Genomic DNA, 12,268 nt, shown 5'->3' with positions numbered 1-12,268 from the left:
AACATTATGCTTGATTATAAAAACTATTAGTCTTGTATATGAAGATATTATGAATAAATTTAGGTAAAACAAAATGAGCATTTCAACTGAATTAAATATCAGTGATTTAACCGCGATAATAATTGCATTAGTAGCACTTTTTATCGCTTTTAAGAAAAATATTTATGATAAAAATCGAGCTAAATATACATTAAGAGCTCAAATAATAGACCGTTGTAACATGTTAATCCAGCATGAAATAACAATTGCAGAACTTACTAATTCAATTATAAACGCGGAGAAAAAAGATAAAATACTGAAAATAAATAAAGGAGGTATTAATAATATTCTTGATATATATCAAACAATTCTAGATCTCCCTCTTTCAATTGAATTGAAAGATTACGACGAACATCTTGAAGCACTTCAAGATCTAGAGATTACTTCTCTAAAAAGAATCAAACTATTAACTGACCATTTTAGCCAATAAAAAACCGCCCTTTCAGGCGGTTCTTCAAATAAGTTCAAAACTTATTTTTTCGCTTCACGCTCTTCCACAGCTTTTTCAAGTTGCGCAAGAATTGGATTCAACAAAGCTTGCTTACGCTTAAAGCTCGCTTTATTCACAATTAAACGTGAAGATACTTGGCAAATTTCTTCAAGTGGCTCTAAACCATTGGCACGTAAAGTATTACCTGTGTCTACAACATCGACAATGTAATCGCCCAAACCAACAAGTGGAGCAAGCTCCATAGAACCATAAAGTTTAATCACATCAACTTGCTCACCTAAGCTTGCATAATATTGACGCGTTAAATTTACATATTTAGTGGCAATTTTTAAACGACCTTTCGGACGTTCCATTCCAACCTTACCTGCTGTCATTAATTTACAAACAGCAATTTTTAAGTCTAATGGTTCATATACGTTTTGCGCACCGTGTTCCATCAATACATCTTTACCCGCAACACCAATATCAGCAGCACCATTTTCAACATAAGTCGGTACGTCTGATGCACGTAAAATTAAAATACGTACATGTTTATGTGTTGTAGGAAAAATTAACTTACGCGATTTATCTGGATCTTCTAATAAGTTAATCCCTGCTGTTTCTAGCAATGGTAAAGTCTCTTTTAAGATACGTCCTTTACTTAATGCTAAAGTTAAACCATGATCAAAATTTCCCATTACATCAAAATTAGGATCATCGTTTCTCATATCGCTCATTAATCTACTCGCTTAATTTGGGCACCAATACCTTGTAATTTTGCTTCAATATTTTCATATCCACGGTCGATATGATAAATACGATCGATGATCGTTTCACCTTCAGCAGCTAATGCAGCCAATACCAAAGAGAATGAAGCTCGTAAATCTGTTGCCATTACAGGTGCTGCAGAAAGTTTTTCTACACCTGTGATCACAGCATCATTACCTTCAACCTGAATGTTTGCGCCCATTCGTGCTAACTCAGGTACATGCATAAAACGATTTTCGAAAATCGTTTCTGAAACTGTCGCAAAACCACGACCAATCGCGTTAACCGCCATGATCTGTGCTTGCATATCTGTAGGGAATTCAGGATGTGGCAAAGTACGGAAGCTCACTGCTTTCGGACGTTTACCCATCATATCTAGCTCGATCCAGTCATCACCACGGGTCACTTCTGCACCCATTTCTTCAAACTTTTCGAGTACAGCTTCCATTAATGTTGGATCAGTATGTGTTGTTTTAACACGACCGCCCGTAATAGCAGCAGCAGCTAAATATGAACCTGTTTCAATACGGTCAGCAACAACGGCATATTCACAGCCATGTAAGCTTTCAACGCCTGTAACCACTAAAGTATCTGTATCTAGACCTTCAATTTTTGCACCCATCGCAATAAGCATGTTTGCAAGATCTGTAATTTCAGGTTCACGTGCAGCATTACGAATAGTTGTTACACCATCCGCTAAAACCGCAGCAGTTAAAATGTTTTCTGTACCACCAACGGTAACCATATCAAAAACAACTTCACCACCTTTTAAACGTCCGTTAACTTTGGCATGTACATAACCATTTTCAACTTCAATTTCAGCACCCAACGCTTCTAAAGCTTTAAGATGTTGATCGACTGGACGAGAACCAATAGCGCAACCACCAGGTAACGAAACCTGCGCACTACCATAACGCGCCAACAATGGACCAAGCACCAAAATAGATGCGCGCATTGTTTTCACAAGCTCATATGGTGCAAACTGATTGTCTAAGGTAGATGTATCTGCAACTACCGTATCACCTTCATATTTCATGGTGATACCAAGACCTGCAATCAACTTCACCAATGTATTCACATCTTTTAGATCTGGTACATTTGTAAGTGTAGTTGGTGTATCCGCAAGGATCATTGCTGCTAAAAGTGGTAATGCTGCATTTTTTGCACCAGAAATACGCACTTCACCTTCGAGCTTAATGCCGCCCTGAATTAAAAATTTATCCAATGTATTAAGCTCCGAATAAGCTTGCTTTACGCCATTCTTCTTTAGTCATTGCGCGAATAGTAACTGCGTGTACTTCACCACTGGCAATATATGAATTTAACGGTGCATAAACAGATTGTTGACGAGCAACGGGACGTTTGCCTTCAAATTGTTCATCTACAATACGAAGATCAAATTTTCCGCCCTGCCCACTTACAGCAACTTCAGCCTCTGGAAAAGCAGCTTTTAAAATATCAGTGAGCTGTTCACTATTCATCACAAAGACCTCTTATAGGACCGACGGTGTAAAACCCGCCATTTTACTATAAATATAAAAAATAATTCATCTGCTGTTGCATTATACCAATAAAAAAAGAGGTTATTTGAAACCTCTTTCCGTTTAAAGATTAAACTATACAGCTAAAGGCTGATAAACGAGTTGCATTTTTCGATGTTTATCGAGTTGGCGCTTCAATTTTTCAGTTAATTTTTTAATTGAAGTATACATATCATCAGCAGATGCTTGCGCAAACAACTCAATACCCGGCAATCGAATAATGGCTTCTGCAATATGATTTAAACTACCACGTTTTGAATGTTTATCAACTTGGTGATCTTTAGATAGCTTAACTTGCATACTATTGATTTGATCTAAATGCTTCGTCATATCCTTGAATTTACAACGGATATCTTTTTCTATTGCATCGGTGATTGTTAAATGATGACCACGAATTGTAATTTGCATAGCACTATCCCTCACCTTTTTTTAAGAGTCGAAAAGTCATAATTAGAACGATTCAATAAAGTGAAAGAAAAAGTTCTTACAAATAAAAATCAAATCATTCTAACTAATCCTTAAATAAAAAAGAGATTCATTATGTCGTCATAATGAATCTCTAGAATAGTCAGATTTTAAATTTTAGATCAAGACTTTTCTCTCAGAAGATGAAGGAATATGTAACGATTCGCGATATTTCGCGACCGTTCTTCTTGCAACCTCAATACCATCAGCATTCAACATATTTGCAATCACATTATCTGACAATGGCTTACGTGAATTTTCTTCTGAAATAAGCTTTTTAATTTTCGCTCGAATTGCAATAGATGATGCTTCTCCACCACTACTCGTTCCTACATGACTCGAGAAAAAATATTTCAATTCAAAAAGCCCACGAGGTGTCAGCATATACTTATTGGTGGTTACTCGTGAAATTGTCGATTCATGTAATTCGACTTCTTCAGCAATTTCTCGTAAAACTAAAGGCTTCATTCCCTCAGCACCAATTTCAAAAAAATTCCGTTGATGCTCAACAATACACGTTGCAACCTTTAATAAAGTTTTATGTCGTTCATCCACACTTTTTATAAAGTTTTTTGCTTCCAACATATGATTTCTTAAATACTGATTATCATCACTTTGGTCGGCACGTTTAATCATATTAGAATAAAAAGAATTAACGCGTAGTTTCGGCATAACATCAGGATTTAGCTGCACAAACCAATGATCATTTTTCTTTTGAACAACAACATCCGGAATTTGATAATCTAAATCTTTATTTTCAAAATCGGCACCAGGATAAGCTTTTAAACTTTTTAATAATGAAATTGCTGATTTTAGTTGATCTTTACTTAATCCTGTTTGTTTCATTAACTTAGCTAAATCATTTGAAATCAATAACTCATAATGATTTATTAACAGCATAGCCTCATTTCTATATAAGGTATGCACGGCTAAGCTTTCTAATTGCAACAATAGACATTCCGCAAGATTTCTAGATGCAATACCAATAGGATCCAAACGTTGAATCGACTTTAGTACCGCTAATACCTCTGCATCTTCTACTTCATCATCATAATCCATTGATTCTAAAAGATGTTGTACAGATGCAGTAATCTCTGAAATATCACAATCTAAAAATCCTTTTTCATCTAAAGAATCGACAATACAATGTGCAATTAATTTATCTATCAGTGAAAAATGAAGTAAATTAATTTGCTCAAGCATATGTTCTTGTAAAGTTAAGCTACCTTGTCGATTATCTTCACGCTCTTCAAAATCAATAGCACCAAGACTTGTTGGTTGATGCGTGTAAATATCATCCCAATCGGTATCTACAGGAAGATCATCTGGTAAATAATCAGCATTTAACTCATTTGTTAAGTCTTTTTCTTCTTGATCTTCAATAGCATCTAAGCTTTCTATATTTTCCAGCTCTTCTATTTTTTCTAACAACGGATTACTATCAAGTTGAATTTGAATTTCTTGTTCTAGTTCCAAACTAGATAGTTGAAGTAATCGAATAGCTTGTTGCAATTGAGGTGTTAAAGATAATGAATTTGCAACTCTCATCCCAAGCGATAACTTCATATAACCCTACTCTATTTATAGCTTTTACTTTAAGCAATATTTATGCCGTTTTAATTTTTTATAACATGTTTTTAATATTTTTTATACAAATTAGATGAAAAATATACCAATATTAAGTGCTAAGAATCGATTTATATGCTAAAAATATTTACTACGAAGGACTCAGCTTAAGGTTTGTTAAATTTCTTCTATAAAAATTAAAATATCACCCATAAAAAAACACCCCCTGTCATAAGACAGGGGGTGTTTTAGAATTAATGAGCTGGCGATGACTTACTCTCACATGGGTAACCCCACACTACCATCAGCGCTAAGAGGTTTCACTTCTGAGTTCGGGAAGGGATCAGGTGGTTCACTCTTGCTATTGTCGCCAGCACAACTGTTTATGCTTACTCGCTATGGTCTTAATTGCTTTCGCATGCCTAGCTTTCGTCAAATGAGTTATTAACAGATATTTGAGTTAAAGTTTAAGTTCTAGCGTTCACTAAATCAAGCATTTTGCTTTGAAATCTTTCGAAACAACAACTGTTTGGGTGTTGTATAGTCAAGCCTCACGAGCAATTAGTATTGGTCAGCTTCATGCATCACTGCACTTCCACATCCAACCTATCAACGTCGTAGTCTTCAACGGCTCTTTAGAGGACATAAAGTCCTTGGGAAATCTTATCTTGAGGTAGGCTTCCCGCTTAGATGCTTTCAGCGGTTATCCCTTCCGAACATAGCTACCCGGCGATGCGACTGGCGTCACAACCGGTACACCAGAGGTTCGTCCACTCTGGTCCTCTCGTACTAGGAGCAGATCCTCTCAAATTTCCAACGCCCACGGTAGATAGGGACCGAACTGTCTCACGACGTTCTAAACCCAGCTCGCGTACCTCTTTAAATGGCGAACAGCCATACCCTTGGGACCTGCTTCAGCCCCAGGATGAGATGAGCCGACATCGAGGTGCCAAACACCGCCGTCGATATGAACTCTTGGGCGGTATCAGCCTGTTATCCCCAGAGTACCTTTTATCCGTTGAGCGATGGCCCTTCCATACAGAACCACCGGATCACTAAGACCTACTTTCGTACCTGCTCGACTTGTGGGTCTCGCAGTTAAGCGCGCTTTTGCCTTTATACTCTACGCGTGATTTCCGACCACGCTGAGCGCACCTTCGTACTCCTCCGTTACTCTTTAGGAGGAGACCGCCCCAGTCAAACTACCCACCAGACATGGTCCTCGCTCCAGATTATGGAGCAGAGTTAGAACCTCAATATTACCAGGGTGGTATTTCAAGATTGGCTCCATCGCAACTAGCGTCACGACTTCAAAGCCTCCCACCTATCCTACACAAGTAAGATCAAAGTTCAATGTCAAGCTGCAGTAAAGGTTCACGGGGTCTTTCCGTCTAGCCGCGGGTACACCGCATCTTCACGGCGAATTCGATTTCACTGAGTCTCTGCTGGAGACAGCGCCCCCATCATTATGCCATTCGTGCAGGTCGGAACTTACCCGACAAGGAATTTCGCTACCTTAGGACCGTTATAGTTACGGCCGCCGTTTACTGGGGCTTCGATCAAGAGCTTCGCTTACGCTAACCCCATCAATTAACCTTCCAGCACCGGGCAGGCATCACACCCTATACGTCCACTTTCGTGTTTGCAGAGTGCTATGTTTTTAATAAACAGTTGCAGGGGCCTGGTTTCTGTGGCTGTCAACCGCTCAGGAAGTAAATTCCGTCACCGTCGACAGCGTACCTTCTCCCGAAGTTACGGTACCATTTTGCCTAGTTCCTTCAGCAGAGTTCTCTCAAGCGCTTTGGTCTACTCGACCTGACCACCTGTGTCGGTTTCGGGTACGATTCCTGTGTAACTGAAGCTTAGAGACTTTTCCTGGAAGTATAGTATCAGCCACTTCGCTAATAAATTAGCTTGCTATCAGTTCTCAGCATAGAGTACCCCGGATTTGCCTAAGATACATGCCTACAACCTTTCACCTGGACAACCAACGCCAGGCTGACTTAACTTTCTCCGTCCTCTCATCGCATTACACAGAAGTATTGGAATATTAACCAATTTCCCATCGACTACGCCTCTCGGCCTCGCCTTAGGGGTCGACTCACCCAGCCCCGATTAACGTTGGACTGGAACCCTTGGTCTTTCAGCGAGCGAGTTTTTCACTCGCTTTGTCGTTACTCACGTCAGCATTCGCACTTCTGATACCTCCAGCATACTTCTCAATACACCTTCATCGGCTTACAGAACGCTCCCCTACCACTTGCAATAAATTGCAAATCCGCAGCTTCGGCATGTAGTTTTAGCCCCGTTACATCTTCCGCGCAGGCCGACTCGACTAGTGAGCTATTACGCTTTCTTTAAAGGGTGGCTGCTTCTAAGCCAACCTCCTAGCTGTCTATGCCTTCCCACATCGTTTCCCACTTAACTACAATTTTGGGGCCTTAGCTGGCGGTCTGGATTGTTTTCCTCTTGACTACGGACGTTAGCACCCGCAGTCTGTCTCCCGGATAGTACTCATTGGTATTCGGAGTTTGCATCGGTTTGGTAAGTCGGGATGACCCCCTAGCCGAAACAGTGCTCTACCCCCAATGGTATTCGTCCGAGGCGCTACCTAAATAGCTTTCGGGGAGAACCAGCTATCACCAAGTTTGATTAGCCTTTCACCCCTATCCACAAGTCATCCCCTGGCTTTTCAACGACAGTGGGTTCGGTCCTCCAGTTAGTGTTACCCAACCTTCAACCTGCTCATGGATAGATCACCTGGTTTCGGGTCTATGCCCAGCAACTAATTCGCCCTATTAAGACTCGATTTCTCTACGGCTCCCCTATTCGGTTAACCTCGCTACTGAACATAAGTCGCTGACCCATTATACAAAAGGTACGCAGTCACCGGACGCAATGCCGGCTCCCACTGCTTGTATGCATGCGGTTTCAGGATCTATTTCACTCCCCTCACAGGGGTTCTTTTCGCCTTTCCCTCACGGTACTGGTTCACTATCGGTCAGTCAGGAGTATTTAGCCTTGGAGGATGGTCCCCCCATATTCAGACAAGGTTTCACGTGCCCCGCCCTACTCGTCATCATCATATAAGCCCTTTCGTGTACAGGACTATCACCTACTACGGTCGCACTTCCCAGAGCGTTCCACTAAAGCTTATATGACTTAATGGGCTGTTCCCCGTTCGCTCGCCGCTACTGAGGGAATCTCAATTGATTTCTTTTCCTAAGGGTACTGAGATGTTTCACTTCCCCTCGTTCGCCTCATACACCTATGTATTCAGTGTATGATACCTAGCTTATGCTAAGTGGGTTTCCCCATTCAGAAATCTCCGGATCACAGGATATTTGCCGCCTCCCCGGAGCTTATCGCAGGCTATTACGTCTTTCATCGCCTCTGACTGCCAAGGCATCCACCACATGCACTTAATTACTTGACTATACAACCCCAAACAGTCGTTAATCCCTACAAGGAGGATAACAACAGATTGTGTCTTTCAACACACTCATACAGTTTGTTGTCCGTAGATTTAACTACAGTACAGCTTCTATTAGATTCATATACCAAAACGCTTGATTCAGTTAATCGCTAGTTTCTCAGTTCTTCATTTCACTCAACAGTAACAAGTTACTGCTAAATTCAATTCAGTTCTGAGCCTTAAACAATTTATTTCAACTCAAATTAATCTGTTAATGATTGCTCTAGCCTTCGTCAGGTCTAGAAACTGTGATAAATCACAGAGATTACCAAGTCCGCGTATATTAACGCTTATACTTGTTAATCTCTATAAGCTATCTAGCTGTTTGTATGTTTCTTAGCTCATCTTACATTCATTTGACTACCAAGTAGTCAATGATGTGATGGTGGAGACTAGGAGAGTCGAACTCCTGACCTCCTGCGTGCAAAGCAGGCGCTCTACCAACTAAGCTAAGTCCCCAGCTTATCATTAGATTCAATGTATCTTTGCTTTCTGTTTGCTCAGTACTCTCATACTGCGTTAGTCAGATTTGGTGGGTCTGACAAGACTTGAACTTGTGACCCCACGCTTATCAAGCGTGTGCTCTAACCAACTGAGCTACAGACCCTCAGATACATCTTCATGAAGAACAACTTGTTGTGGATTCTTACCAATCGTCAATCTTTCGTTAAGGAGGTGATCCAGCCGCAGGTTCCCCTACGGCTACCTTGTTACGACTTCACCCCAGTCGTCGGCCACACCGTGGTAAGCGTCCTCCTTACGGTTAGACTACCTACTTCTGGTGCAACAAACTCCCATGGTGTGACGGGCGGTGTGTACAAGGCCCGGGAACGTATTCACCGCGGCATTCTGATCCGCGATTACTAGCGATTCCGACTTCACGCAGTCGAGTTGCAGACTGCGATCCGGACTACGATCGGCTTTTTGAGATTAGCATCCTCTCGCGAGGTAGCAACCCTTTGTACCGACCATTGTAGCACGTGTGTAGCCCTGGTCGTAAGGGCCATGATGACTTGACGTCGTCCCCGCCTTCCTCCAGTTTGTCACTGGCAGTATCCTTAAAGTTCCCACCCGAAGTGCTGGCAAATAAGGAAAAGGGTTGCGCTCGTTGCGGGACTTAACCCAACATCTCACGACACGAGCTGACGACAGCCATGCAGCACCTGTATGTAAGCTCCCGAAGGCACCAATCCATCTCTGGAAAGTTCTTACTATGTCAAGACCAGGTAAGGTTCTTCGCGTTGCATCGAATTAAACCACATGCTCCACCGCTTGTGCGGGCCCCCGTCAATTCATTTGAGTTTTAGTCTTGCGACCGTACTCCCCAGGCGGTCTACTTATCGCGTTAGCTGCGCCACTAAAGTCTCAAAGACCCCAACGGCTAGTAGACATCGTTTACGGCATGGACTACCAGGGTATCTAATCCTGTTTGCTCCCCATGCTTTCGTGCCTCAGTGTCAGTATTAGGCCAGATGGCTGCCTTCGCCATCGGTATTCCTCCAGATCTCTACGCATTTCACCGCTACACCTGGAATTCTACCATCCTCTCCCATACTCTAGTCTCCCAGTATCGAATGCAATTCCTAAGTTAAGCTCAGGGATTTCACATCCGACTTAAAAGACCACCTACGCACGCTTTACGCCCAGTAAATCCGATTAACGCTCGCACCCTCTGTATTACCGCGGCTGCTGGCACAGAGTTAGCCGGTGCTTATTCTGCGAGTAACGTCCACTATCCTAGAGTATTAATCTAAGTAGCCTCCTCCTCGCTTAAAGTGCTTTACAACCAAAAGGCCTTCTTCACACACGCGGCATGGCTGGATCAGGGTTCCCCCCATTGTCCAATATTCCCCACTGCTGCCTCCCGTAGGAGTCTGGGCCGTGTCTCAGTCCCAGTGTGGCGGATCATCCTCTCAGACCCGCTACAGATCGTCGCCTTGGTAGGCCTTTACCCCACCAACTAGCTAATCTGACTTAGGCTCATCTATTAGCGCAAGGTCCGAAGATCCCCTGCTTTCCCCCGTAGGGCGTATGCGGTATTAGCAGCCGTTTCCAACTGTTGTCCCCCACTAATAGGCAGATTCCTAAGCATTACTCACCCGTCCGCCGCTAAGTTAGGTAGCAAGCTACCTTTCCCCGCTCGACTTGCATGTGTTAAGCCTGCCGCCAGCGTTCAATCTGAGCCATGATCAAACTCTTCAGTTTAATATTGCTTAGTGCCTTAAAGGGCACCAATCTTGGCTCATCAATTTTCTGACAAATATTTCTCAAATAAACTTCGAGTAATTTCTACCATTCAATCAATGAAAATAATTTCGATCGATCAACCAGTAAAAATCCACACAAGTTGTTCTTCATAATCTCTTAATGATCTTCTTGCTACTTCGTCAGTAGCAAGCTAGGTCAGCTATATTACTCTCTATCTCTAGAAAGTCAACTAGTAATTTCAAATTATTTTAAACTTTCTTTCTAAAACCCAATCTTAACACTTCATGCTAAGTTGCTGTTTTATCAGAAGTTTTAATCTTCATCACCGCCGATGGATGTGCATTCTACAGCATTCCCTACCCAACGCAACCCCCTTTTTTAATTTATTTCTCTTTTTTTATCCGTCTGTTTATTTATTCTACAAAATAACCACTTTTTATTATCTTTTGGTCATAAATGAGACGAAATTATATAGAAATTTATTTGATTTACTCTTTTCCCATGCCTACAAATCCCAGATAAACTCAATACCAATAATTAATATTGGATTATTTGAATCATCCACCCTCCCACCTCAGCAAAAGGAATCAAGGAATCAAGGAATCAAGGAATCAAGGAATCAAGGAATCAAGGAATCAAGGAATCAAGGAATCAAGGAATCAAGGAATCAAGGAATCAAAAAAAAAAGAATCAAGGAATCAAGAATCAAAAAAAATCAAGGAATCAAGGAATCAAGGAATCAAGGAATCAAGGAATCAAGGAATCAAGGAATCAAGGAATCAAGGAATCAAGGAATCAAGGAATCAAGGAATCAAGGAATCAAGGAATCAAGGAATCAAGGAATCAAGGAATCAAGGAATCAAGAATCAAGGAATCAAGGAATCAAGGAATCAAGGAATCAAGGAATCAAGGAATCAAGGAATCAAGGAATCAAGGAATCAAGGAATCAAGGAATCAAGGAATCAAGGAATCAAGGAATCAAGGAATCAAGGAATCAAGAATCAAGGAATCAAGGAATCAAGGAATCAAGAATCAAGGAAAAAATCAAGGAATCAAGGAATCAAGAATCAAGGAATCAAGGAATCAAGGAAATGCTATCTATATAAGCAAAACAAGTAAAATTTTTAGATTTTAGATTTTAGATTTTAGATTTTAGATTTTAGATTTTAGATTTTAGATTTTAGATTTTAGATTTTAGATTTTAGATTTTAGATTTTAGATTTTATCTTAATTCTATAAAACGCAAATTTCAGGCATAAAAAAACCGCTTAACGCGGTATCTTTTATTTCGACCAACTTATTTAAAGTTGGTCGGAGCAGTAGGATTCGAACCTACGACCCCCTGGTCCCAAACCAGGTGCACTACCAGGCTGTGCTATGCTCCGAATTGGGGTGAATGAAGGGGCTCGAACCCTCGACAACCGGAATCACAATCCGGGGCTCTACCAACTGAGCTACAATCACCATTACAACAAGCTTTTCAGATTCTATGATCAAACGTACCAAATGGCGCGCCTGACAGGATTCGAACCTGTGACCATCCGCTTAGAAGGCGGATGCTCTATCCAACTGAGCTACAGGCGCATTACCGCTGATATAAAATATCAAGCTTTTCTTTGCCTTGAGGAATTGGTCGGAGCAGTAGGATTCGAACCTACGACCCCCTGGTCCCAAACCAGGTGCACTACCAGGCTGTGCTATGCTCCGATTCATCTCAGCTTGTATCAAACATCTCGTTCGGTACGGTGTGCATTCTAGGCGTGACGCCTAAAGACG

At 41.4% G+C, this 12,268-nt stretch carries 7 protein-coding genes, 6 tRNA genes and 3 rRNA genes; 2 read left to right on the top strand and 14 right to left on the bottom strand.

Features of this window, described 5'->3' with window-relative positions; translation table 11 throughout:
* The first annotated feature begins 73 nt into the window (after positions 1-73).
* Positions 74-469, top strand: coding sequence for a hypothetical protein (locus GTK57_RS08730; RefSeq protein ID WP_163122722.1), 396 nt, complete (start codon positions 74-76; stop codon positions 467-469).
* Between the two features lie 41 nt (positions 470-510).
* On the opposite strand, the gene hisG is transcribed toward GTK57_RS08730, so the two are convergent.
* The 10 genes from hisG to GTK57_RS08680 all read right to left on the bottom strand — a co-directional run bounded on the left by hisG (position 511) and on the right by GTK57_RS08680 (position 10,489).
* Entirely contained in the window at positions 511-1,206 is a 696-nt protein-coding gene (hisG, locus tag GTK57_RS08725) for an ATP phosphoribosyltransferase (RefSeq protein ID WP_152875029.1), read from the bottom strand.
* A complete protein-coding gene (gene murA, locus GTK57_RS08720) occupies positions 1,206-2,462 on the bottom strand; it encodes a UDP-N-acetylglucosamine 1-carboxyvinyltransferase (protein WP_163122720.1) in 1,257 nt (418 codons plus the stop codon). Before murA ends, hisG begins: the two co-directional genes overlap by 1 nt.
* A 4-nt stretch (positions 2,463-2,466) precedes the next feature.
* On the bottom strand, positions 2,467-2,718 hold the full coding sequence (gene ibaG / locus GTK57_RS08715; protein ID WP_152875031.1) for a BolA family iron metabolism protein IbaG: 252 nt from the start codon (positions 2,716-2,718) through the stop codon (positions 2,467-2,469).
* A 135-nt stretch (positions 2,719-2,853) separates the two neighbouring features.
* Complete coding sequence (gene hpf / locus GTK57_RS08710) at positions 2,854-3,186, bottom strand: ribosome hibernation-promoting factor, HPF/YfiA family (RefSeq protein ID WP_152875032.1); 333 nt, start codon at positions 3,184-3,186, stop codon at positions 2,854-2,856.
* 174 nt (positions 3,187-3,360) lie between these two features.
* The gene (locus GTK57_RS08705; protein ID WP_163122717.1) at positions 3,361-4,809 is read right to left on the bottom strand and encodes an RNA polymerase factor sigma-54; all 1,449 of its coding nucleotides are present in this window, start codon (positions 4,807-4,809) and stop codon (positions 3,361-3,363) included.
* Positions 4,810-5,069: 260 nt separating this feature from the next.
* Positions 5,070-5,184, bottom strand: a 5S ribosomal RNA gene (gene rrf / locus GTK57_RS08700).
* 165 nt (positions 5,185-5,349) lie between these two features.
* Positions 5,350-8,245 (bottom strand): 23S ribosomal RNA (locus GTK57_RS08695).
* A 422-nt stretch (positions 8,246-8,667) separates the two neighbouring features.
* Positions 8,668-8,743 (bottom strand) — tRNA-Ala (locus tag GTK57_RS08690).
* A 71-nt stretch (positions 8,744-8,814) separates the two neighbouring features.
* A tRNA-Ile gene (locus tag GTK57_RS08685) sits at positions 8,815-8,891 on the bottom strand.
* 61 nt (positions 8,892-8,952) lie between these two features.
* A 16S ribosomal RNA gene (locus tag GTK57_RS08680) occupies positions 8,953-10,489 on the bottom strand.
* The 16S, 23S and 5S rRNA genes sit together here with 2 tRNA genes alongside, the layout of an rRNA operon.
* Positions 10,490-10,938: 449 nt before the next feature.
* Here GTK57_RS08680 and GTK57_RS08675 point away from each other — a divergent pair.
* Positions 10,939-11,598 (top strand): hypothetical protein, encoded by a 660-nt coding sequence (locus GTK57_RS08675; RefSeq protein ID WP_163122714.1) that lies wholly within the window; start codon positions 10,939-10,941, stop codon positions 11,596-11,598.
* A 202-nt stretch (positions 11,599-11,800) separates the two neighbouring features.
* Here GTK57_RS08675 and GTK57_RS08670 read toward each other — a convergent pair.
* The 4 genes from GTK57_RS08670 to GTK57_RS08655 form a co-directional block, all read right to left on the bottom strand.
* Positions 11,801-11,877: transfer RNA gene (locus tag GTK57_RS08670), tRNA-Pro, on the bottom strand.
* A gap of 3 nt (positions 11,878-11,880) precedes the next feature.
* A tRNA-His gene (locus GTK57_RS08665) sits at positions 11,881-11,956 on the bottom strand.
* A gap of 43 nt (positions 11,957-11,999) precedes the next feature.
* Positions 12,000-12,076: transfer RNA gene (locus GTK57_RS08660), tRNA-Arg, on the bottom strand.
* Between the two features lie 46 nt (positions 12,077-12,122).
* A tRNA-Pro gene (locus GTK57_RS08655) sits at positions 12,123-12,199 on the bottom strand.
* Positions 12,200-12,268: the final 69 nt, after the last annotated feature.

Source organism: Acinetobacter portensis, from assembly GCF_010646905.1.
Classification (GTDB): domain Bacteria; phylum Pseudomonadota; class Gammaproteobacteria; order Pseudomonadales; family Moraxellaceae; genus Acinetobacter; species Acinetobacter portensis.
This window is presented reverse-complemented; position numbering and strand designations above follow the sequence as displayed.

Excerpts from the sequence above, each read along its gene's own strand:
- GTK57_RS08730 (WP_163122722.1), top strand. The coding sequence starts at position 74 with ATGAGCATTTCAACTGAATTAAATATCAGTGATTTAACCGCGATAATA.
- hisG (WP_152875029.1), bottom strand. The coding sequence starts at position 1,206 with ATGAGCGATATGAGAAACGATGATCCTAATTTTGATGTAATGGGAAAT.
- ibaG (WP_152875031.1), bottom strand. The coding sequence starts at position 2,718 with ATGAATAGTGAACAGCTCACTGATATTTTAAAAGCTGCTTTTCCAGAG.
- hpf (WP_152875032.1), bottom strand. The coding sequence starts at position 3,186 with ATGCAAATTACAATTCGTGGTCATCATTTAACAATCACCGATGCAATA.
- GTK57_RS08705 (WP_163122717.1), bottom strand. The coding sequence starts at position 4,809 with ATGAAGTTATCGCTTGGGATGAGAGTTGCAAATTCATTATCTTTAACA.